The following is a 24,281-nucleotide window of genomic DNA, read 5'->3' as shown; positions in this document are numbered from 1 at the left end:
GCGAGTTTCTGACTGGTCTCACGCACCACCGATGGGTGCAGTGCCGGTGATTGTGCCGGGTCTGGGGTGGTGAATAACGTGGCGAGGTGTTCAAAGCGCGGTGGGAGCTGGTTGCCTGCCATATCTCGGCGGCTAATAAGATCGCTGGCGTCGCCGATGAGTTTGTTCGCTTCACTAAACGGGATGTGTGTCCAGGAAGCTAGGAGTGCTGCGGGGGTTTGGAAGCTTGCTTTACCAGCGCAGCGGTGAGCCTGGCGGCTGGTGTCAGGGGCGGTGGTGCGTAGCGTGTCGAGTTCTGTTTCATCCAGGGTGTGGGCGTTGGTGGCTGCGAGCCGGTCTGCGCCGGTGACACGGATCCGGGCTGCTTCATCTTCGAGGTGTTGGCCGGTGGTGGCGAGCTCTAGGGCGAGGCGGGGATCGGTGGTGTCTGCGAGGTGTAAGCGCAGGAAGGTGAACAGGGCGGTGCCGGTGGTGGCGAGAGTCCGCAGGGTTTCGCCGGTGAGGTTTTCTGGCTCGCCGGTGGCTGCGGTGAGCTCGGTGAGCGTCGCGTGCAGTTCGGTGAGGGTGGCCCCGGCGGTGGTGTTCATGATTTGAGTATGCGCGGAAGGGTGGGCCGGGTAGGTGGGGGTGGGACCGACTGTGGATAAGTGCAGAAAGTTTCTTTGGCGGGGACGAGAACGCCCCGCACCTGTTGGACAGGTGCGGGGCGTTACTCGTGCGTGGAATTTAGCCAGCGCTATTTCTTGTTGCTGCGTTTAGCGTGAGCGGTAGTTCGGCGCCTCGACGGTCATCATGATGTCGTGAGGGTGCGACTCCTTGAGGCCTGCTGAGGTGATGCGGACAAACTTGCCGCGGGCCTTCAGCTCCGGGATGGTGCGTCCGCCGACGTAGAACATCGTCTGACGCAGGCCACCGGCAAGCTGGTGAACCACTGCGGAGAGCGGGCCGCGGTACGGGACCTGGCCTTCGATGCCTTCGGGGATCAGCTTCTCGTTGGATGGTGCGTCGGCCTGGAAGTAACGGTCCTTGGAGTAGGAGGTGTTCTTGCCGCGGGTTTCCATCGCGCCCATGGAACCCATGCCGCGGTAAGCCTTGAACTGCTTGCCGCCCATGAAGACCAGATCGCCTGGGGATTCGGCGGTGCCTGCCAGCAGCGAGCCGAGCATCACCGAGTCGGCGCCGGCCACCAGTGCCTTGCCGATATCGCCGGAGTACTGCAGACCGCCGTCGGCGATCAGTGGCACGCCGGCCGGGATGGCGGCCTTGGCGGACTCGTAGATTGCGGTGACCTGGGGCACGCCCACACCGGCAACGATGCGGGTGGTGCAGATCGAACCTGGGCCTACGCCGACCTTGATGGCGTCGGCGCCCGCGTCGATCAGTGCCTGGGCACCCTCGCGGGTGGCGGCCTGGCCGCCGATAACGTCCACGTGTGCGGCGGCCGGGTCTTTCTTCAGGCGGGCAATCATGTCCAGTACGCCCTGGCTGTGACCGTTGGCGGTGTCTACCACCAGTGCGTCCACGCCGGCGTCAATCAATGTCATCGCGCGCTCGTAGCCTTCACCGAAGAAGCCTACTGCGGCCGCTACGCGCAACCGTCCGTCGTCGTCCTTGGTGGCCAGTGGGTACTGCTCGGCCTTGTCGAAGTCCTTGACGGTGATGAGACCAGTGAGTACACCGTTGTCATCAACCAGTGGCAGCTTTTCGATGCGGTTCTTGGAGAGCAGCTCGATGACCTGGTCACGGGGCACGCCCTCTTTGGCGGTGATCAGCGGCATGCCGGTCATCACCTCGTAGACCTTGGTGGTCATGAAGTTTTCGCGGGGCACAAAGCGGGTGTCGCGGTTGGTGATGATGCCCAGCAGTTTGCGGTTCTCATCGATGACCGGAAGGCCCGAGACACGGTACTGGGCGCAGAGGTCATCCCATTCGGCCAAGGTGGCACCTGGGTGCACGGTGACCGGGTCCGAGATCATGCCCGATTCGCTGCGCTTGACCTGGTCAACCTGCCTGGCCTGGTTCTCGATGGACAGATTGCGGTGGATCACGCCGATACCGCCCTGGCGGGCCAGCGCGATGGCCATGGAAGCCTCGGTGACGGTGTCCATGGCGGCGGAGCTGATCGGGGTCGCGATATTGATGCGCTTGGTGAAACGGGTGGTGGTGTCCGCGTCTGAGGGGATCACGTCCGTTGGGCCAGGCAACAACAGGACGTCGTCGTAGGTGAGTCCTTCAAAGGCAAAGGGGTTGAACTCAGTCACGTAAGAACCTTTCGGAGCGAAAGCGGAGGTTGCTTAAATGGTAGATCTCTTTTGGCCTATAGACGATTCTCGCCGAAGATCTGTGTCTAAGCTAACGTCAGCGGGTCGTCATTTTTTCCCGCGGCCATCCGGTGGCCGCGCTAAACGCCGAGGCGAAGCGGGTGGCGGCGCTGTTGACGAAGGTTTTGGACAGGTGTGAATCATCGAGGTAAACCAGCACGTTGCCAATCACCGCCTTGCGGATCCCCTCCGGGCAGAGCAGTGAGGTCATCTCAAAGGGACGGACAGAGGAGCCGTAATCATGCGAGGCCAAGAAGGTATCGACTGGGTTGACCGCGGCGAGCTTGTCCGCCACCGGTGCATCGCAAGCGGTGTCATCGGAGCGGTGCCGGCCTACACAGTCCGGAATGGAGGACTCAAAGCGCGGGGTGTCACGCATCGCGATGACCTGGGATCCGGCTTCCACGAAGGGATCGATCGCGTCCGCGTAGCCATCAACCATGGTTTCTTGGGAGGCTGCGGAGTTTCCAAACTCGTCCGGTGCGCCCACGGTTTGGGTGGCGACCGTGAGCACCATCGAGGGCGCCAGCTTGGTGACGTAGTCTTGCGCGGCCTCTTGGAACGCGGCGCACTCCTCGGCATCCCAGGGCATGGTGCTCGAACCGTAACGACAGCCTGGATGATAGATCATCACCCAGCTGCCACCGGACGCTTCGATGGTGGCCGCGGCGGCATCGGACCAGTGCTGGATATGTGAGTCACCGAGCAGTACCAGGTCCGGGGCGGCGTTGGGGTCCCCGCCCTGATTGCAGAACATGATCGCGGGATCTTGCGGAGTGTACTTCCCCGCGCAGTGATCCCCCGGCGTCTGCCATTCTGTGTCTAAATCGGTGCGTAGCGGCAAGGTGAGGGCGGCCGGAGAAGGATCCCAGTCGGCGGTAGCCTGAGCGCCGGGGTTTTCCTCCGGAGACTGCGAAGCTGCCTGCACCTTGCGCTGTTGCACGTTGGAGTCCCATACAGCGATGGGCGCGACAGCCACGAGCGCCACCAGCGTGATGACGAAGGCTTGTGCGACCAGCTGCGGACGGCGCACCATCGCCAGTATCGGCAGGCCGTGCGGTCGTTCTAAACGAAGCAAGGGTTTTTCAACCCATCGGGTGCTCAGCCACGACAAGCCGATCGACCCAAATATAAGTACCGTACCTGCCAGTGGTGAGGCTTGGTCTACCCCTGCCAGTTGCAGGTAGAAGACCAATAGTGGCCAGTGCCAGAGGTACATCCCGTAGGACAGCCCACCAAGTCTGGTCAGCGGTGCCAGGCTCAGGATCCCGGAAGGGTTCTTCCATGACCGGGGTTCCGGAGCCATGATCAGCAGTGCTGCACCCAGCGTCGGCACTAAGGCCAGATACCCGGGGAATTGTCCTTCAACGTCTAGCAGTGCACCGCAAGAAACGATAACCAGCAACCCGCTCCAGCCACCGATTCGGCGCAGCCATGCCGGCAATCGCGAGAGCAGCGGTAGAGCCAGGGCGAGCATGGAGCCCAGCGCAAATTCCCACATCCGGGTGCCGGTGTGAAAGTAGGCCAGGCGCTGATCGGCCGCGGTCAAGTAGATGGAGTAGCTCAGCGAACCGGCAAAGACAGCGGCGAACATGATGAACGCGATGAGCTCGAACCGGAACCGGGACAAGAACCGCCGCCAGATGAAGGCACACACCACCAGCAATACCGGCCAGAGGATGAAGATCTGTCCCTGCACTGACAGCGACCAAAAGTGTTGCAACGGTGAGGAGGCAGAGGTGTTAAACGCGTAGTAGTCCACGTTGGTCTCGGCCAAGGCCCAGTTTTGTTTAAAGAAGAGTGAGGAGAAAGCTTCGTTGATCAGTGCCAGCCATCCGGTGGCCGGCAATACCAGCCAGGCGGTGACCGCGGTAGCCACGATGATTAGTGCTGCCTGTGGCAGTAATCGGGAGAAGCGGTGCAACCAGTTACCCAGAACCGAGACTTTCTGACCACTGCCGAGTTTGCGAGTCAGCGATCCGGTGAGGAAAAAGGCTGAGAGCATCAGGAAGATGTCTACCCCACCGGAGACTCGGGAAAACCAGATGTGATAGCACATCACCAAGAGCACGGCGAGCGCGCGCAGTCCTTGCAAATCGGCACGGAAACCCGCGGCTGGCGCGGTGTTCTGAGTGCTGGTGATTGCTTGGGACACGGGTGCGACTTTCCTTGTCGGTTCTGTGGTCAGTGCTCCACTAAGACTATGGCCTGAGCGGACAACCATCGATTTTACCAAGTGAACTTCGTTATGAGCTTGGTACTTGCTGTGTGCCACCGTGCAGGACCTAATTAGTGAAGTACCCATAATGGGCTGACTTGTGCGCTTTAGCTACGAGGTACCGGCGAACCAAATAGCATGCAGTGGGCGTGCCTTAGATAAAGCCGTGAATAAAGAAAACAAAATGCCGCCACCGGCCAGAGCAGAAGCTCTGAGCAGTGACGGCATTCGGTCAAGGGTTTGATCCCTTAGTGGGCGTGAGCCTCTTCCTCGGGAGCCTTCTCGGCAACCAAGGTTTCGGTGGTCAGTACCAGAGCAGCGATCGAGGATGCGTTGACCAGTGCGGAACGGGTGACCTTTACTGGGTCAATGACGCCTGCGCTGAGCAGGTTCTCATAAACACCGGTCTTGGCGTTGAACCCTTCGTTCGGTCCGGTCTCTGCAACCTTGGAGACAACTACTGCGCCGTCAAAGCCGGCGTTGGTAGCGATCCAGAACAGTGGCTGCACCAGGGCGCGACGTACGATTCCTACACCGGCGGCGATATCGCCTTCGGCGGAGGTGACGCGTGCGTCTTCGTCCAGTGCTGACAGTGCGTCAACCAGTGCGGTACCGCCACCGGCAACGATGCCCTCTTCGAGCGCTGCACGGGTCGAGGACACAGCGTCCTCGATACGGTGCTTGCGTTCCTTGAGTTCAACCTCGGTGGAGGCACCTACCTTGATGACACCAATGCCACCGGAAAGCTTGGCCAGACGTTCGGCCAGCTTTTCGCGGTCCCATTCGGAATCGGTACGAGCGTGCTCGGCACGTAGCTGGGCTACGCGCTCTGCAACGTCTTCTTCGGTTCCGGCGCCATCAACGATGGTGGTGGAATCCTTGGTGATGGTTACGCGGCGTGCGGAACCAAGAACCTCGGTGCCAACCTGGTCAAGCTGCAGACCTAGTTCGGCGGAGACAACCTGGGCACCGGTGAGGATCGCGAGATCCTGCATCATTGCCTTGCGGCGGTCACCGAAACCTGGAGCCTTCACGGCGACCACGTTCAGCAGGCCACGAAGCTTGTTGACTACCAAGGTGGAAAGGGCTTCGCCCTCAACGTCCTCGGCAATGATCAGCAGTGGCTTCTTGGTCTCCAAGACCTTTTCCAGCAGTGGCAAGAATTCTGCCACGGTGGAGATCTTGGAAGGGTTGATCAGCACTACTGCGTCTTCCAGGACAACTTCCTGGCGTTCTGCGTCGGTGATGAACTGTGGGGACAGGTAGCCCTTGTCGAACTGCATGCCCTCGGTGAGGACCAGTTCGGTGGCGGTGGTGGAGGATTCTTCGATGGTGATAACACCATCGGTGCCCACGGTCTTGAAGGCCTCGGCGAGCAGGTCGCCGATTTCTTCATCCTGTGCGGAGATCGATGCCACGTTGGCAACCTTGTCTTCGACTGCCACGGCATTAGCCTTCAGGCGTTCGGCAACAATTTCCACTGCCAGTTCAATACCCTTGCGGATATCGCCTGGTGCAGCGCCGGCTGCTACGTTCTTCAGACCTTCCTTGACCAGTGCCTGTGCCAGCACGGTCGCGGTGGTGGTGCCGTCGCCAGCAACATCATTGGTCTTGGTGGCAACTTCCTTGGCCAGCTGTGCGCCAAGGTTCTCGTATGGATCTTCCAAGTCGATCTCACGCGCAATGGTGACACCGTCGTTGGTGATCGTTGGTGCGCCCCAGCTCTTGGCGAGGACCACGTTACGACCGCGTGGGCCGAGGGTGACCTTCACGGTGTTTGCGAGCTTATCAATGCCCGCTTCGAGGGCGCGTCGCGCTTCCTCATTAAATGCTAGCTGCTTAGCCATGCACTAACTCCTGAAATAGCATAGGTCGCAGTTCGATCCCGAACCCAATGGATCATTGATCAAACTAGGGGTTGAAACCGATTGAACTACGAGGTTGGCGTTACTTTACGACGACTGCCAGAACGTCGCGAGCCGAAAGTACTAGGTACTCTTCGTTGCCGACCTTAACTTCGGTTCCACCGTACTTCGAGTACAGGACTACGTCGCCTTCAGCAACGTCCAAAGGAATACGGTTGCCCTTGTCGTCAATGCGGCCAAGGCCCACTGCAACAACGGTGCCTTCCTGTGGCTTTTCCTTAGCGGAGTCAGGGATGACCAGACCGGATGCGGTGGTGGTCACGGCTTCGACCTGCTTGATGACGATGCGGTCTTCGAGTGGCTTAATGGAGACAGACATGGTCTCTCCTTTTCGTGTATGAACCAATGAATGTAGGGTTTCGCCCTATGGCATTGGACCAACCGTCGTCGCGGTGCCAGTTGGTGTGATCCAGTCAGGCGGTGTGTCAATTTAAAATAGACAAAAATCTATTCCAAATGGACACCCACTGAAGACTTTAGGCTGTGAATTAGCACTCGGTCAAGGCGAGTGCTAATCATTGCCCTAGTTCGTCACACCGGTTCGCGCAGAGCGGACTTTAGCCGATTCCTCGATATCGGCTGGAGCGGACAAATCCATCTGCATTAATGGCACTACCTTGGATTTCGTGACGAATCGGTGAATCAGCCATAAGCCGAGGAATAGCGGCAAGCCGATATAGGCGGAAAGCACTTCCAGTCCTTTGCCAGCAACCACCGCCTCAAAATTCTGCCCGCCAATGACCGCCAGCAGCATCACGAAAGCAACAATGGGGCCCAGCGGAAAGAGCGGTGCCTTATAGGGCAGGTCGGACAGATCATAACCTTGGGCTACATAGCCTCGGCGGAACCGGTAGTGCGAGACGGCGATACCCACCCAGACAATAAATCCGCACAATCCCGAGACGTTGAGCAACCAGGCATAAGCGGCTCCCTGGCCGACCAGCGCCGCTAGGAATCCGAACAAGCCCACAGCAGCGGTAGCTAGCAACGCGAAGATGGGCACGCCGCGGGAGTTGGTGCGACCGAAAATCTTTGGCGCCTTGCCGTCATGTGCCATGGAGTACAGCATGCGGGTGGAGGCGTAGAGCCCGGAGTTACCGGCGGAGAGAATCGCGGTAAGAATGACAGCGTTCATCGCCGCGGCGGCGAAGGCAATGCCTGCACGTTCAAAGACCAAAGTGAACGGTGAGGAAGCCACATCGGCTTCGCCGCTGGCTAATAGGCTCGGGTCGGTAAATGGCAGCAAGGTACCGATGATGAAAATTGCGCCGATGTAGAAAAGCATGATGCGCCAGAAGACCGTACGCACCGCACGGGGTACTTCGCGGCGCGGGTCTTTAGCTTCTCCGGCGGCCACACCCACCAGCTCGGTGCCCTGGAATGAGAACCCGGCGATCATGAAGACCGCCACGATGGACAGCCATCCCCCATTGAAGACATCTTGGCCTTCGCGCCAGTTGGCCAGTGGGTCGGTTTTGCTACCTAAGATCCCGAAGATCATCAGCACACCGGCGAGGATGAACGCTATCACCGCGACAACTTTGATGAGCGCCAGCCAGAATTCACCTTCGCCGAAGGCTTTGGAAGACAGCGCATTGAGTGCCGTCAGCACGATGAGGAACCCGCCTGCCCAGACCCAGCCGGGAACATCGGGTAGCCAGAAGCTCATCACGATACCTGCGGCCACCAGCTCGGCAGCGACAGTAATGGCCCAGTTGAACCAGTAGTTCCAACCGATGGCAAAGCCGAAAGATGGTGAGACGAAACGGGTAGCGAAAGTTTGGAAGGATCCGGCCACGGGAATCTTGGCGGTCATTTCACCTAAGGACTGCATGAGCAGGTAGACCATCAGGCCTACCGCGGCGAAGGCCACTAACGCTCCGCCGGGTCCAGCCTGGGCGATGCTTCCTCCGGAAGCGACAAACAGCCCGGTGCCGATGGACCCACCGATGGCGATCATTTGCAGATGCCTGCTGCTTAGCCCGCGCTTGAGCTGATTCTCCTGGTTCGTACCTGTTGATGTTGTGTCCGTTGGGTCGCCGCCACGTTGCGGGCCCTTGGGAAGGTCTTCAGTTAGGAATACTTTGCTCACAGGTGACATACAACACGACAAGGTGGGGTTGATGCGACGTGCGCCACAGCGGGCAGCAAGGCGGCGCGCCCCTCCCCCATCAAGGAAAGAAGCCACCTACGAGCACTAAGGGTTTCGACGTCGCGCATTGTGAGCCGGAGAAGGCTAAGGCATTGGCCATTCATCCCATGACCGGGACGGGAGGTGCCCCATCCAAGAATCATGCATTGCTTGGCCTTGACCCATGCATGAATTAGTACTCCTTACCCAAGGGGTAGGCCAACTTCATGTTCTTCCGACGCGCGCATACATACCAAACCCGGAAACATCTCTTATCCCACTGCTTTTCACCAGGCCTTGGAACACGGAACAACTCGTTTCAATATGACGCACATTTGTCATAATGTGTCCGCCGCGGGTGCCCAGAAGCCTCCAAAACTTGAACGCCGGGAAGGGCGCCAGATAACGATAGGCTTGTTCCATGGCCCAGGCTTCAAATGATTCAGCACTCAACGACCAATTCGCCGCTCTCCTCTCTCCCGAGGGATGGGCTCTGTTGGCGACCGTCGACCCGTCGATGGTGGCAACCAAGGATGCCGCTTGGTCGTTGAATGAAAAACTGCGCAAGGAAGGGCATGATGCCCAGGTGGTGCGCGCCGTTATCTCCCAAGCCGAGCTGCGCTTCCGCGGCCGGGTCAAGTTTGGCCCCTTCGCAGACACCTTGATCTTCACCCCCGCCGGGCTTGAACAGGCCACCCGCCTGATGATTGCCGGGCTTCACACTCGTCGATTTGTCCAGGCCGGTAGCACTCACGTGGCAGACCTGGGATGCGGAATTGGCACGGACTCCATCGCCCTGGCCAGTGCCGGGCTCAAGGTCACCGCAGTTGAGCAAGATGAAACTACTGCCGCGGCCACCACGCTGAACTTGATGCCTTTTGAGGAAGCACGTGTAGTTCATGGAAGCGCCGAAGACGTAAACCTCACCGGCATTGACGGTGTCTGGCTAGACCCAGCTCGTCGCACCGACGTTGCAGGCAGCACACGACGACTCTTTGACCCGGAGGCCTTCTCGCCTCCCCTATCGTTTGTTGAGAAGCTCGTTGACTCAGGCCTTGATGTTGGAGTGAAGCTAGGCCCAGGGCTGCCGCATGAAGCAATCCCCCACGGCGCCGAAGCCGTGTGGATTTCTGATCACGGCTCGGTCGTTGAAGCAGGACTGTGGTTCGGCAAGCTGAAACGCCCCAACGTGGCTCGCGCGGCATTGGTCATCGACAAGACCGGCGCTCACGAGCTGACCAGCGAGCTCACTGTGGATCAGGATCCGCTGGCTCCCGTAGGCGAACTCGAAGCACACCTCTATGAACCCGATGGTGCGGTGATTCGTTCGCACCTGATTTCCACACTGCTCGAATCCACCGGTGGGCACTTGCTGGATGAGCACATCGCCTACTTCACGCATGCAGAGCAGCTGCAGACCCCATTCGCCCGCGGGTTCAAAGTCTTGGAAGCCCACGACTACAACGTGAAGAAGCTGAAGTCCTGGGTGAAGGCCAACGGCATTGGCAGCTTGGATATCAAAAAGCGCGGAGTGGATGTGCTGCCTGAGGAGCTGCGCCGCATCTTGCTGGCCGGTGCCCCGAAGTCGGCTAAGAAGCACGCAACTCTCATTCTTGCCCGCATCGGTCAGAATCGTGTGGCCGTCGAGGTGGAACCGCACTAATCTATAGTGATGCACCTCCCACGGGATAAATGTCTTGGAAGGGGTCGCGCAAAACTTACAATAAGCAAGGAAGGCCTTCGAATAATTCGATGGTTTAACCGTCTAGTTTTATTCGGCTCCGGAGCCTTCCGTCCGAGACGTCAGCATTAGGAGCGCCGTGCAGAAAATCGAGTTCGCCAAGTCATCTCAGTCCACCATTGGTGTTGAATGGGAAATCGCTTTGGTCAATCGCGAAAGTGCGGACTTATGCTCGGTCGCCGAAAAAATCCTTGATCAACTCAAGGAAGACGCAGGGCTAGGCAGCGAGGATGAGCACCCCACGGTGAAACCCGAACTGCTGATGAACACCGTTGAGGTGGTCACCGGAGTTCACAACACCGTGGCAGAGGCTGCGCAAGAGCTACGCACCAACGTGCGCATGCTCAACGAGGTAGCCACTAAACACGGGGTGGCTTTGTATTCAGCTGGCTCACATCCCTTTGCCGCCCCGATCTCACAGCCAGTAACGGACAAAGAGCGTTATGCCAACCTGATTGACCGTACCCAATGGTGGGGACGGCAGATGGTCATCTACGGCATTCACGTACACGTAGGGCTTGATGACCGTGACAAGGCACTGCCGATCACCGATGGTCTGATCAACTACCAGCCGCATTTCCAAGCACTTAGCGCCTCCAGCCCATACTGGGGTGGAGAAGACACCGGCTACGCCTCGCAGCGTGCATTAATGTTCCAGCAGCTGCCAACCGCAGGGATTCCTTTCCACTTTAATTCATGGTCGGAGTACGAAGCCTACGTGGCCGATATGCTCCACACCGGTGTTATCGATGACATCTCTGAGATTCGTTGGGATGTCCGCCCGGTCAATCGCCTAGGTACCGTGGAAATGCGTATCTGTGACGGAATGAGTTCGTTAGAAGATATCTCAGCCATTACTGCTTTGACCCAGTGCTTGGTCCACGACATGTCCATGGCAATTGAGGCCGGGTACAAGATTCCGGTCATGCCGGCTTGGTACCGGGTGGAGAACAAATGGCGGGCTGCCCGATATGGTCTGGACGCCATCATCATCCTCAACGCTCAGGGCGACGAGATGCTAGTTACTGACCACCTGCGCGCCGAAGTGAAGCGCCTAGCCCCGGTAGCCGAGCAGCTGGGCTGCACCGACGAACTTCAGGGCATCATCCGCTTGATTGAACGTGGCGCCGAGTACCAGCTGCAGCGCAATACCTTTGCGGCGTCCGGTGGCGATTTCAAGGCTGTGGTGCAGGAGAACGTGGCCCGCATGAAGGCCGTATAAATAAGTGGCCGTAGTATTAGAAAAAATTACGATGCTTTGTCGAAACTAACATTTAAACCTAAATATACAGACGGATCTACCTTCAGATCTTACTTCTTTTTGTCGCTTCAAAATGAGCTGAATTTCCACCGCTCTCCAAGTACCGACAAACCAGTATTCGAAATTTATTTTGAAAAATGAAGTTATACTTCATCGCAAAATATCTCACTTCGCGCACCCACTGGAAAGTTTCCTGCTTCAAACGCATAGGGTAGAAAGTGCGAAAATCAATTCAATTCAAAGTATCCACAATAGTGACAATTATTGATATTATCATTATTATCGCAAATATTAAACAACAGCCAAGCTGTCTATCATCAGACGCAGACTGCACGGAAGTTGCATCCCACGGACTTCGCCTGCCCCTAATATTGTCTACTAAATTCCTGTCACTTGGGCGCTGAACGCGGGAGTGGAAATTATTTTCCGGAGTGCTGCTGTTCTCAAAATTACGGCCCGACTCTCGTACGTCAATGCCACCCCATTTTGGACCGAATGTACCGCTAGACTCTGAAGGACCACGTTGGCGCGTATCAAAGTTCTCTGCATTCTTGGCTAAGTCCAGACATGGATGTAATGGCCAAGGTTGCCCAATTCCATCAAAATAAGCGCAACCGCCCCACCGATTACGGAAGAACCAGACTGCTGCCCCGCAAACAGGGCAAGTTGAATTAGGTCGTCGGGGACTTTCAGGGTACGCAACTATCGACAGTTCAGAGAGCCATAACCTGATCTGTTGTTGAAGGGTGATGTAAGAATTCTTCGCGGTCTGACTGGAACGATAGTAATTTTTGCTGCCCGAAGATCGAGTTACATCATGTCCTGATACCCAATGAGATCGCCCATCTTTACCCCGCCGATAATGACCTCTCCGGTGATAAGTGCTCACTAAATTCCCCCAAGGACGCACCTAAGTAGTTTCTCTATCAGATAGTATCTCAGAAATGTGTTTTGGCAGCGGAATTAACTAGTCTTCTTCAATCAAACGAGCAATAGGATTCCTCATTTCAGTTAGGTTGTCGCAAGAAAAATTGCCCAGCTTATCCGGATCTTCAGGATCCGTGGTGTAAACGAGGCCTGAACCCACCAGTCTCCAACAACTAACGTGCGATATAACGCCTCAAACTCTTGAATGCAAAATAGACTCAAACGGTACTTCTGTTCTGACGACTTGGTGTGTAACCTCATCACATCGTGGACACCGAAGCTCGATACTTCGTGGACAGTTAGTCTCATAGCTTTGTGCACAAGTACCACGTGCCATCCAATGCCCGCGGGATGGCACGTGGACCGTCCGCCATTGCGTTCAATCGTCGGTGAAAACTTCAGGCATCTGCGATTCCCGAAGTGCTTACTCTTTCCGATAATGCTCAGCGTTGTGTTCCCACTGCTTCGAAGCATTCAACATTTGGATTCTCCGAATCGAGTAGGATGCGACAACTGACCGTTCCTATACAGGGCGGTCAGTGGCAAGGGGAACGACATGACTACCTCGCCGGCGTCAGGATCCAAAATGAGGTATTCTTCATCGGTCACGGTCCTGCAATACTGACGGCCGGCCAACTTTGAGGCACAGAAATATGCAGTCCCTTATAGAAAGCTTTCTGTTGATCCTTCGCGACGTCAACCAGCATCTGATTCGCTGCCAAACCCGTAGCGGGTTCCTTGAGTAGGCTTGCGTCGATGATCTCGCCCGTCTTGGATACCGCAATGCTCGCCTTGCCCAGGGCACTGTGCTTAAGTATGCGGTTGCGCAGATATTCAGCTGCTTTTGCCTGCAACACGGATAAATGTATCGGCTCGATCGCCGGAGAATGGTCCAAAGTCTGCCAGGTAATTTCGGGTGTCGACTGATTCAGCGTTTGGTGCGGACCGCGCCGGTTATAGTGCTCATGATAGCGGGTGATGAGCTTGCGTAGGTCGGCAAGGTCTTGGGGTTTGTTAGCTTCCAAAAAGCGCTGCATGGTTTGATGGGACCGCTCATTCTTGCGTTGAGTAGTAGGCCGTCCTCGTAAACCGCTGATTGGCATGGTCCCTTTGGAGGCAAGGAAAAGCGCCACTGAGCCGATCGTGCCGCTGCGCAGTTGATTGAACGCCTTAGAGATGTCCCGAGGTTACACACCAAGTCGTCAGAACGGAAGTACCATTTGAGGTTATTTGGCAGACAGCAACGAAGCCTACAGCTTTGCGAGCCGCTGAATTCAAATTCATTGTTGACTTACACATGGCCAAGATCTCGCGCCTGCTGCATTTCGTTGGATTCCCAGCACAATCCTAATTTCCTTTAGCCGCGGCACTGGCCCCAAAAACCATTCATAAAGTTAGCACGCACCTCAGTGCCGACGTGTGTGTCTGCGATTAAGGCATCCAACTCATGCAGTAATCGAGGTTGGCAATAACTGTTCGGGCGGCCGCTTCATCGTCGGCGGCTTCGATAGCATCCACCAGAGACTCATGCCCCTCGCGCAGGCAACCGTCAAATCCCTCCGTCAGGCGCTGGACCATCTTGGTGCCGTGGAAGACATCGCCAAAGCTCTCGTAAATCTCATGCAGCAGCGGAACTCCGGAAGCACGCGCCACTTCAAGGTGGAACTGCCAGTCAGCCTGCGACCATGCTAGGTAGTCCTGCTCCTGCCACGCATCGCTACGATGACGAAGCAGGGTACGCAACCGCTGTATCACCTGCACGTCGGAGGCCTTCGCAGCGAGACGGGCGGCCTGCGTATCCAAGGCAAAACGCACCTGCAACACATCCTGGTCGGAGTGTTCCCGATAGACACGTTGCGCGGTTCCGCTGATTTCGCTGGTGGCTCGCACATAGGTGCCGTCTCCCCTGCGCACTTCGAACATGCCTGTGCGAGCTAGAGCCTTAATTGCTTCGCGCAGGGTACCGCGCGAAACTCCCAGTTCGGCGATCAGTTCGGGTTCCGCCGGAATGCGATCCCCCACAGCCCAGCGTCCTTGCGTTACTGCATCGCTCAGCCGGGCAACGACCTCATCGGCCAGCGGTGGGCGCATTGGCATGTTGCTCATGATTTCTCCACTTCGGCCGAACCATCAACTTCGACCAACTGCCGGGGATCGGCCTCGGTGCGCAGACCTCCGAGCTTGAAGCCGAACACCAACTGAACTACGGCGAAGACCAGCACGATCGTCAGTCCCAAGGTCCAGGATCCCAAGGCGCCTTGCAGCAAACCCAGCACGAAGGGTCCCAAGGCCGCAATCAAGTAGCCTACCGACTGGGCCACAGTGGACAAGGCCGTGGTTTCTTCTGCGCTTCCACCACTGCGGCTGAGCATGAGCATAACCAGCGGGAAAACGCCGAATCCCAGTCCGATGAGGATCGAGCTGATCAAGGACAATTCAACGGGCAGAACCAGCAAGGCTAGGAAGCCGAGTACCGAGCAGCTTGTAGTCAGCACAAAGGCGCTGCGCAGCAAACCCGGCTTCGAAGCCATCCACAGCATAACCAAGACTGCCGGAATGCTCACTCCCTGCACAATTCCGAGCATCAGCCCGGCGGCCGCCGGCTCCAACCCGCGTGAGATGAGAATATGCGGCAGCCAACTGATCACCGTGTAAACCAGCAGCGACTGAATTCCGAAGACCGTGGTGAATAGCAAACCCTTGCCCGTGGCCAGCAACGGCCAAGGTGAGACATGCGCGCCCGCAGCGGGCTTCGTGCGGTTTCCAGAGATAGACAAGGGGACAAATGCCAGCAGTGCCAGGCTGGCCGGTATCGCCCAAAAAGCCAAGGCTGTTGTCGGCGACCCTAATTGCATCGCCAGAGGGATGCTGACCGCGGAGGCGAAGGTCGCACCGATTGACATGGTTGTCGTGTAGACGGCGGTCATAGACGCCGAACGGTGCCCGTGATGCTCGCGGATGAAGGAAGGCATGGCCACATTGCAAATAGCCAGACCACTCATGCCCACCACGGTGCCCGCCAATAGCGCCCAGGTCGAATCGACTACTCGCAGGGCCAAGCCAGCAGTGAGCAGTAGCAAGGAAAGGGCAATGCCCAATTCGAGGCCGGTACGGCGAATCACCAAGCTGGTCGCGGCACCAGCCACCGCGAAGCAGAGCACCGGGATTGTGGGCAGCAGCGAGGCGATAAAGGTGCCATAGCCCAGCATTTCCTGCAGCTCGTGGAAGAGCGGCGAGGCGGAGGAGATACCCATGCGCAGATTCAACCCGACGAGGATCACCGCGGCGACGGCAAGGGCGCCGACCACCCACGGGGATTTTCGGGCTTGCGAGGCATCAGGCGGGACTGGCTGTTCAGATGAGTTGGCGATCACGTTTAAACATTAGACGTTTGATGTTTAGGATCAAAAATAATGTGACCTGATCCACCTACGCGCAGACCTTCTCCTGTCCATGCATGTTCGGTGATTTTATTTATACGCAATGCCAAAAGGCGACTTCTAAATTTCATCGTCCGGTCGCCGGACATCATTACGATCTAGTGGTTATCGGCCCACCAAATGACGGTCGGGCCACCAAGTCCATTTGAAAGGAACTTCGGTGAGCAATTCTTCATCTGTCCCACGTCTCGGAGTATTGATCGGCAGCACCGCTGCAGCTATTACCGGATTACTTGCTGCTAGCAGCACAGCGGCGACCGCAGCCCCGTCCAAGAAAGCGTCAGCGGCAACCCCGAAGCTTAAGTTCGCGGCAGACGGCAAGTTCAAGATCGTCCAGTTCAACGACACCCAGGATGGCCCGCGCACCGATCGCCGCACCCTGGAGCTGATGGACAAGGTACTGGATACCGAAAAGCCAGGCTTCGCGCTCATCAACGGCGATGTCATCAATGGTTCGCCGAAAACCACCACCGAGGTCAAGCAGGCCATCAATAACGTTGTCCAGCCCATGGAATCCCGGGGCATTCCCTGGGCGCTGACCTTTGGCAACCATGATGAGGACTCAATGCCCAACGGCACGAATATGACGGATGCCAAAATTCTCGATTTCATTCGCGGCTACAAGTTCAACACCAACTCGAAAAATGACAAGATCCAAGGCGAATCGAACTCCCAGCTGCTGATCGCCTCTTCTAAGAACGCCAAGCCCGTCTTCGGTATCTGGCTGCTCGATTCAAATCGCTACGCGCCAAAGACTATTAGCGGACAGGACTTTGAGGGCCTCATGTCCTACGACTGGATCCGCCCCGAGCAGATCGCTTGGTACCGCGAAGCTTCCAAGGCCACCGAAGCACGCTATGGCAATGTCCAGTCCCTGATGTTCTTCCATATCCCACTCTGGGAACACCACCACATGTGGTACGGCTCCCAGTTCACCTCGAATGATGCCGACCACGAGAAAGCCGTGGCAAAGCACTCCATCGAAGGCGTCAAGAACGAAGGCATCTATGTGGGAGCATTCAACTCCGGCATGTTCTCTGCATTGCAGGAGCGCGGAGACGTTCGTGGTGTGTACTGCGGCCACGACCATATCAATACCTTCAAAGGCGACTACTACGGCATCGAGCTGGGCTACGCCCCGGGCACCGGATTCGGTACCTACGGCCTTGGCGGAACTGAGGACCACGACCTTCGTGGAGCCCGAGTTTTCGAACTCGACGAGAACAAGGACGGGGTCTACACCGGAACTCGGACGGTGTTCGCCAAGGATCTGGGAATCGATATCAGCGCCAAGGCGCAGCCCATCGATGAGCCACTGCCGATGCCTTAGATTCGACTGGTCGTCATTAGACGAAACGGTTAGGCCAAAAAGGATCCTGGCCCCGTTCCCTTACAAGAGGAACGGGGTCTAGATGCTAAACATTCAAACGGACTTCGCTGGCTTCCAAAACGCCCAGATTGATGCAAGGCTGCTCTCACCGCCTTCTTTCGCCGTATGAAATGGTCTGGCCTCTATAAGCAATCGGGTTGTTACTCCTACTATTAATAAAAATTCTTAAGTTAGGGGTAGAGACGGGGCCAAACTGACTAGTGGACTCTCGAAACGAAGCACTGGAAATGGCCTGCCACTGTCGTTCGTTTTGTGGTCTAAAGAATAGTAATCACTAATACGGTTTCACCGATTTTGATTCGTTGATTGTGTCCCGCTGTGCCTGAACTATTGCATCCTGCTCTTCAACGAAATTATTCCAACCGTAGACGGCTGTGACATCACGAACGATCTGTAAAGAAATTAGACCCAGGATGACTACGCCGGAGATGGCCAAAGCGCTAGTACTTCTGGCAATCCACGAGTAAACAATAGGATCGAGGAGTAAGGCGATTTGAGTCTTGACAGCTGGCGCAATCACTCCGTATAACATCAGCAGAAATGAAACAGATGACCCACGCAACGAGAACATCACAGATCGGTCGATGACGATTCGCCATTTATCTTCAACTTGCTGGTATCGGCTCCTCCGATTTACTATGGCATTTCTCCATGAAGTCAGGATGCTAAAAACACCAAGCAGACTAGCCGAATAGAGACCGAGAGCACTCGCAATCGTGTCGAATTCAGAAGCGCGAGCATCCAGCGCGATGAGCACCCCAACACTCACGACAAAAATGAATACTCCGAAACCGAAATGGCAATTCGGAACGGCTACGCGTAAGTTTCGATCGGTTGAGGGTCCCATATGGCCTCCTCAATCTCGATCCATTCCAGCATTTCAGTGTCCGCCGGGACGCGCAGCGCGATCTGTGCGGGTTTTTTCAACTGCTCCAACTTAGCAAGCACCGTCATGTAATAAGGAATGTTTGACGGACGACCAGCACTCTTGAACCGGTAGTTGAAAAGCTCTGACAGCTTGCCTGGGACAAGAGTCGTATTCCCTTCACTACTGCGAATATGAGCTTTAACAGTGTTCACATCTACATTCGCGGTTTCTAGTCCGGTCTGATCGACGTTGAGGTCCTCGAGGGTCTGTTTGATTATCGAGCTGGTGGGGTCCATGTCTTTCTTGATAAGACGCTCGACGATATTCTTCTGTGCAGACTTTTCAGTGACTTTAACGATTAGCCGCTTATTAGTCTCTCTGTTGTTTTCATCCAATTGGGTGAACTCGGTATCCATGGATTTAATGTCATTCAAGATCTGCTGTAGAAGAACTGGATCCGCAACCCTCGTGGCTCGAATCCGAATAGCTTTCGGGACCAACTTTTTGGCCGCCGTCTTACTGATTTTCTCTCCCGCGCTATTGAAGTGTTCGCTTTCCTCATCGATTTTTTTGAGTTGCGCTCTGCGCTGCTCAGATGAGACCTTGCGGATCCACGGCACTAAGAGAGACAGCGGATCTTTCATCCCGACAACCTCAGCAACTAGAAGTCCCTCAAATTGTGACGTTGCGAAGAAAACATCGACTCGGCGGGGCGTTTCAGCGGAACGTTCGCTGACTGGAACGCGGTCAGTTCCGTCTTCCGGATTAACCGCATAATCATGAAGCCCACGCTCGCCCAAAGCGATGCTTGCGTGGATCACGCCGAGAGCAGAATCATAAGCTCGGTTTCTGATGGTGAGTGTTGGCTCAGTCTTCGTGTAATGGTCTTTCAAAGATGAGTCATCTGCGTCTACAACTTCATCGAGTATTTCTGGCGTCTCACCGTGGGGCTTTCCAACTCTTGTCTGCTTGCCAACTAGGTCAAGGACATCAATTAAGTGCTCACGATGCTGCGGGATCTCTTGCGCGAGAGTTTCCTGTCCCGAAAGTAATTCGAACGTGTAGACGCGATATCCCCAAGACGCCATTTTTCTCCTTTATTAATAAGCGGATCGATTCCACGAAGACGCTGGATCGTGGTCTCGAATATACTGTACAAGCGCACTGGGACAGATATGTGTCACCAACAGGGGGTAGCGTTCGAGGGGTGACTGGCCAAAAGATGCCGTGGTACGCCCATCCGAGGGCCGTGCACACTAGACAAGTACTTCCACGATTTTCCCAGACCCAAAGGGCTTCTTTGTTATCTGGATCCGGCCCGCCTTTTGAAGATGTTTAAATACAGTGTCTAGGGAGGGAACGCTACCAGGGTGATCGAATTTCATGCCCGGTCCTCCACCAAACTTGTCATAAGGCGTTCCGAGGTATGTGAGAATCTCGATGACCTCGTCCGCGTCGAGCTCGTTATTTGCCAGTACCAACTGACGAGCAACGACGCTGGGGGCCTTGGTAACTCGTGCGACCCGCCGAATTTCCTCCAGAGGCAGCTTGACTGATTCCGCGCGGGCGAATTCGCCCGCAGCGAGTAGCGCACGTGAATCATCCGTCGTGATGTACTGAGGTAGGTGATCGATCACAATCTGCTTGAGACTCCTGGAAATCTTCGGACTACCAAGGAATTCAGCGACGAATCCTTGCACGATCTCAGGCGACAGAAAATCAGCAACGTTCTCCGACGTCTCGAAAGCTTCGGACATCGCATCCCAGCCGCCCGGTGCGAAGTGGGCGAAAGTGCCGAGATCATCCTCGAACAGTCCCGCTTCGAGCCCGTATGCCAAGAGATGTCCCTCATCGGGAGCAATTGAAGCGAGGTCGAAACCCGCGTCCGGCATCACCCGAATCGCGAGCGCCACACGCGTCTTCGCCGTAAGATGCTCCGACGCGTTCAGGAACTGGATCGCGAGCGCGGCGCGGCGATCGTCCTCGATCTCGTCGGGGTCCAGCAATTCAACGGTTTCGTCGCCGTCTGAGGAGAGAAGCCCGGAGAGATGCTCATCCACGCCGTGCGCATCCACGTATAGGACGACATTAGTCGTCGAAGGCAGAACGTGGTTAGTCTTTACCAGCATAGGCCAGACCGACTCCGAAATCGTTTGGAGATTGGTGACCACTACATTCACGGCGCTGCCTTCGATGACAGATACGAGTTGGTCGTCAGTCCAAGCCTCCTGCTGCTCGTTGATAACTTCAATAAGTACCTGCTCGGACTCAATAAAGCATTCAACAGTCTTTTCAGTCTGTATAACCTTGAGATAGTCGTCAATCCGCAAACGGCAATGCTCCCATACATGTTTGTTCTTCCTGACAACGTCAAGAGTGGGAGTTCCCTCGAACCCGAGCGCCAGCATTAGGTTGGGGATGCTGATCTCGTACATGTACGCATCGACGACGTGTCTGCGAAGTGCCTCGCTTATGTGGCTCAGCTCGGGCACCACCAGTTTTGCCGACTTTAATATCTCAAATACTCGCGCTACTTGAATAGAGCTTTGCTCACCAGAAATAGCATTCATGCGCGAGTGATAAATGTCGATGAACTCGGTCGCATCTTTGCCAAGTTCATACATATCGGCGGACTGAGCACTCAATAGAGCCGCGTCGAACACTCGCAGTCTTGTCTCGCCGTCCGGAATCGAGTCGTTGCGGGCCAAGTAATCGAATGCGGAGGATAATGGATGCGCAGCAAGCAGCCCGGCGAGAAGTTCGTGCTCGGCCGACGACGTGCTGAAGTAGGCGTCTAGAAACGATTGCACGTCGCTGCTCCTTTCATGGGAGGCGATGTACGCCACTATCTCCTTCGCACGCCCGAGATCGTACGTCAGCAGGTGGTCGACGACTTCGATGTTCAGTGCGCTCACAGAGCTCGTGAAGTCCGACGGAACTTGCTCTAGCAGGTTGCTCACGGCGTTCTCCGATGTGAAGTGAAAGTCACGGTACATCTCGTTTGGCTGGACGCTGTGATTATAAAAGTAGGCCACATCGACACCGACGAAACTGCCATAGAAAATCGCTGAGTACTCGGCATAGTTCCGAGTAATGAAACCCTTCAGCACGAGGTCACAAGCAAGCTTGGATTTCAGTACACTGTTGATCCGCTGTTTAAATGTAGCGTGGGCTTCCTGTGCATATTCATTCTGGGCGAGAGCGATAAAATCTGCACCCCTCAGTGCCGCGATCTGGTCGTCATACCGATTTGTAACGCTATCGAATTCATCAGGCGTTGGCTCTCGCCACCGGGCGGAGTCTGCGAGCTCGGGGAATACCCGGCTAAGGAGCATCGAGTTTACCTGTGCCACGTGCCCAGTGCGTGCCTGGGTTATGGTGAAAGACCGAGTCGCCGAGATACGTTCCCAGAACTCCACGGAATCGACTGCCTCGAAACCAAAGGGCTTATCCCCTACTTTTATGGCAAATGGGTATGCTTCCGGGAACATGCTCTTCATGTCATTGAGTCGTTGACCGAGCACTGCCGCAGTCTCGGACCTACGCTGACGATGCTCTTCGAGTCTATTCGACTTACGGCGTTTGAGCTGCAGGTCGTCGATCAAAGAGCGAACATCGTCGTGATGATACTTCTCCAGGTTGTCGAGGTCACTCGTCCGCTGTGCAATTTTCTCGAAGTCGGCGAGGTGAAAGTTCTTGTAGGCCACGAGCGCGAAGAGATGATCGGCCGACATGCCAGGTGCAGCGTTTTCAGTCCACAGAAGACGCTCCACGAAAACGGCAAACTCATTGCAGATGTTGATCATCAGGCGCATGTCGGTAGTATGCTGCGCGACGAGGTCGAGCAGCGGCCGTGAGACGAAGTCATTCCCGAATCCAAGAGCCACCAGAGCATCTGACAGGTGATCACGCGCATTCCGATGAGAGAGGAATGGCACGATAGGAATTACCATCTCGAAGAACTTCGTGCGATTTGCACGGCGCACGGCCTCTGTTGCAAGGTCGATTTTTGGTTTCGCCGCAGCCGCGGCAGGTTGGCCAGTTTCTGGCTCGGGAGACTTCACGGCCGCTTGGGTATCTTCCTTAAGGGAGGCTTCCGACCCGAGCTGCTCAAACAGGCTGTCCTTGATTGCATAGATGAACCTGATCGGTTGGTCTTTGCTCATCCACTGAGCCGATGCGTTAACCAGCGTATTTAGTTCACGGAGAGATTCAAAGATCTGAGGGTCATCGAAACGATCAAGATCTTCGAATATCACGAATTCTGGCTCGACGGCATCGAAAAAAGAGACTATCTCATCCAGGAAGCTATCGAAGTAAGTAGTCGGCCCATCACCCAGAGCGATCTTCGCGCCGGCGGTCGTGACTTCGGATATAATTCGATCTCCGATGAGCCACCGTACTGACCATACGACTAACACGACGAGCGCGAAAAACAGCAGACCGAGTACAAACTGAACTAACGTAGTCGCCTGCGCGCCGGGCCAATTTGGAGAAGGCTGGACGCCTAACAACCACATAAATCCGACGGCGACACAGGTGACACCGAGCGCTTGCCTCAAAGCCTTCCATTTCGTGATCGACTTCGGACGAGCGAATCGCGAACGGCGGACTTGTCCGGGCTTGAGCCGATAGACGAGCTGCTTGACCAGCTCCTTCTGGATCCGGTTCGTAAGGTCCTCGTCCGCCTCGTCTGGGCCGAGGGTGTTTATGCTGATGCGGACGGTCTTCGACTTGTGTTTCTTTTCGAAATTGTCGAGAACGCTCGATTTTCCGGCACCATAGCGGCCCGTGAGGGCAATGTTCCGGTTCCGCTGTTCTTTCACTGCTTCATCGAGGTGCCGGACGTAAATATCGTGATGATCGCTCTTAAACTCAGGCGCAAGCGACCTGAGCTTTACCTCTTGATTCTGCGCTTCCATAGGCTTCACATCGCCCGGTTTCCCTTCCGCCAAAGGATCTATCTTCCGCCCTCCCACCGTCCCTGCCCTCACAGATACTTCGGGAAGACACGAGCGAAGGAGTCAGCGATGCTCACGGCCCAGCCGCACAGCTCTGCCCGGGCCGTATCGTCGCGGAAGTCGCCAGGCCTCGTGATCTGGATCCTACTCGCGCTCTTCGTCGGCAACTTTTGCCAATCGAGAGTCATAGCGAGAGCATCTTCGATCTCCTCCTTACGGCTCTCAAGCTCGAAGTACGTCTCCTTGGCGTTGACGTAAAATTCGACTCCAACGTAAGACTTCAGCGAGTTGACGGTGATCGAGACTTGGCCCTTGCCTGACCCGACTCGGACGTCATACCAATGCTGTGGCTGGGGCTTGGCCCAGCTCTTCACATGCGACGCTGTCTCTTCTCCTAGAGCACGCACCTCCTCAAAAAAAGCCTGCTGCTGGAGCTTGAGGTCACTCACGGAGCCAGCTGCGGTGTTCTGCTTCACGGCCTTGAGCCAGTCATTTGGCTTAGCGATCACGTTGAAGCGCGGTGCAGCGGCCGAGTTGCCGATCCTCCAGGCCTCGATCTGGATCAGGAAGAGGTGGATTGTGTCGTCGGTGTGCTCGTTGAGCCAGTTGACGGCGTTCTCGTGCTCCTCCCGGGCGTCCTTGACGATCCACACGAGCACCTCAGCCTGTTTGCCAGCACCGTACGTGAGGATTTTGCCGAGATGGTCATGGTCTGTCTGTTCGAGCTGGTTCTCGATGACAACAATACGATCTTCGGAGTCGACTGCGAGGATGTCTGCCTTGTAAGAACCGACGTTCACCTCGGTGTCAGTCACCGTAAGTGCCCCACCGCCGAGGATTACCTCGGCAAGCTGGTCGATGTTCTCTGGCAGTGCCAACCATTGCGTGAAGTCAAACGCTTCGTGTTTCCACACCTCACGTAGTGGGACCTGCTCCAGTTTTCCCAGTGACGTCACGTCTATTTCTCCTCTCCCTGCGCATCAAAAAAAGTTAAGGCTCCAAAGTCGAGCAAAAAGGTCGACACGTCATCATCAATTTCACTCTTTGCACCGTACTGGTAACTGACCATCCGCACGCTCCCTGTCTGTCAGGATCAAG

The 24,281-nt window shown here is 56.1% G+C and carries 16 protein-coding genes; 3 read left to right on the top strand and 13 right to left on the bottom strand.

The window, feature by feature from the left end:
• The 6 genes from CIK74_RS01420 to CIK74_RS01395 all read right to left on the bottom strand — a co-directional run.
• The coding region (locus tag CIK74_RS01420; protein ID WP_141392832.1) for a hypothetical protein at positions 1–587 on the bottom strand (587 nt) is incomplete at its 3' end.
• A gap of 168 nt (positions 588–755) precedes the next feature.
• A complete protein-coding gene (gene guaB, locus CIK74_RS01415; RefSeq protein WP_096253927.1) occupies positions 756–2,261 on the bottom strand; it encodes an IMP dehydrogenase in 1,506 nt (501 codons plus the stop codon).
• A 97-nt stretch (positions 2,262–2,358) separates the two neighbouring features.
• A complete protein-coding gene (locus tag CIK74_RS01410; protein ID WP_170947692.1) occupies positions 2,359–4,476 on the bottom strand; it encodes an acyltransferase family protein in 2,118 nt (705 codons plus the stop codon).
• Positions 4,477–4,787: 311 nt separating this feature from the next.
• A complete protein-coding gene (groL, locus tag CIK74_RS01405; RefSeq protein ID WP_096253925.1) occupies positions 4,788–6,386 on the bottom strand; it encodes a chaperonin GroEL in 1,599 nt (532 codons plus the stop codon).
• 100 nt (positions 6,387–6,486) lie between these two features.
• Positions 6,487–6,783, bottom strand: a complete 297-nt coding sequence (gene groES / locus CIK74_RS01400) for a co-chaperone GroES (RefSeq protein ID WP_096253924.1) — start codon at positions 6,781–6,783, stop codon at positions 6,487–6,489.
• Between the two features lie 204 nt (positions 6,784–6,987).
• Positions 6,988–8,430, bottom strand: coding sequence for an amino acid permease (locus CIK74_RS01395; protein WP_240520424.1), 1,443 nt, complete (start codon positions 8,428–8,430; stop codon positions 6,988–6,990).
• Between the two features lie 586 nt (positions 8,431–9,016).
• Here CIK74_RS01395 and CIK74_RS01390 point away from each other — a divergent pair.
• Together CIK74_RS01390 and CIK74_RS01385 are read left to right on the top strand one after the other, a co-directional pair.
• Positions 9,017–10,258, top strand: a complete 1,242-nt coding sequence (locus tag CIK74_RS01390; protein ID WP_096253922.1) for a methyltransferase — start codon at positions 9,017–9,019, stop codon at positions 10,256–10,258.
• A gap of 157 nt (positions 10,259–10,415) precedes the next feature.
• Positions 10,416–11,558, top strand: a complete 1,143-nt coding sequence (locus CIK74_RS01385; RefSeq protein ID WP_096253921.1) for a glutamate--cysteine ligase — start codon at positions 10,416–10,418, stop codon at positions 11,556–11,558.
• Positions 11,559–13,129: 1,571 nt separating this feature from the next.
• Here the strand turns inward: CIK74_RS01385 and CIK74_RS01380 are convergent.
• The 3 genes from CIK74_RS01380 to CIK74_RS01370 form a co-directional block, all read right to left on the bottom strand.
• Entirely contained in the window at positions 13,130–13,627 is a 498-nt protein-coding gene (locus CIK74_RS01380) for an integrase core domain-containing protein (RefSeq protein ID WP_141392831.1), read from the bottom strand.
• 328 nt (positions 13,628–13,955) lie between these two features.
• Positions 13,956–14,630, bottom strand: coding sequence for an FCD domain-containing protein (locus tag CIK74_RS01375; protein WP_096253919.1), 675 nt, complete (start codon positions 14,628–14,630; stop codon positions 13,956–13,958).
• Positions 14,627–15,898, bottom strand: coding sequence for an MFS transporter (locus tag CIK74_RS01370; protein ID WP_096253918.1), 1,272 nt, complete (start codon positions 15,896–15,898; stop codon positions 14,627–14,629). The genes CIK74_RS01375 and CIK74_RS01370 overlap by 4 nt, the downstream gene beginning before the upstream one ends.
• A 226-nt stretch (positions 15,899–16,124) precedes the next feature.
• Between CIK74_RS01370 and CIK74_RS01365 the strand changes: the two genes are divergently transcribed.
• On the top strand, positions 16,125–17,294 hold the full coding sequence (locus tag CIK74_RS01365; RefSeq protein WP_096253917.1) for a metallophosphoesterase family protein: 1,170 nt from the start codon (positions 16,125–16,127) through the stop codon (positions 17,292–17,294).
• Positions 17,295–17,628: 334 nt separating this feature from the next.
• On the opposite strand, the gene CIK74_RS01360 is transcribed toward CIK74_RS01365, so the two are convergent.
• From CIK74_RS01360 to CIK74_RS01345, 4 genes are all read right to left on the bottom strand, one after another.
• Complete coding sequence (locus CIK74_RS01360) at positions 17,629–18,201, bottom strand: hypothetical protein (RefSeq protein WP_096253916.1); 573 nt, start codon at positions 18,199–18,201, stop codon at positions 17,629–17,631.
• Positions 18,168–19,310 carry a hypothetical protein gene (locus CIK74_RS01355; protein ID WP_096253915.1) on the bottom strand — a complete coding sequence of 381 codons (1,143 nt, stop codon included), beginning with the start codon at positions 19,308–19,310 and terminating at the stop codon, positions 18,168–18,170. The genes CIK74_RS01360 and CIK74_RS01355 overlap by 34 nt, the downstream gene beginning before the upstream one ends.
• A 168-nt stretch (positions 19,311–19,478) precedes the next feature.
• Positions 19,479–23,144, bottom strand: coding sequence for a hypothetical protein (locus tag CIK74_RS01350; protein ID WP_205738218.1), 3,666 nt, complete (start codon positions 23,142–23,144; stop codon positions 19,479–19,481).
• A 68-nt stretch (positions 23,145–23,212) separates the two neighbouring features.
• On the bottom strand, positions 23,213–24,139 hold the full coding sequence (locus tag CIK74_RS01345) for a DUF4268 domain-containing protein (RefSeq protein WP_170947691.1): 927 nt from the start codon (positions 24,137–24,139) through the stop codon (positions 23,213–23,215).
• Positions 24,140–24,281: the final 142 nt, after the last annotated feature.

It is taken from the genome of Glutamicibacter sp. BW77 (genome assembly GCF_002332285.1).
Taxonomy (GTDB): Bacteria; Actinomycetota; Actinomycetes; order Actinomycetales; family Micrococcaceae; genus Glutamicibacter; species Glutamicibacter bergerei.
Note: the sequence above shows the minus strand (reverse complement) of the source record. Positions and strands in the feature narration are given on the sequence as shown.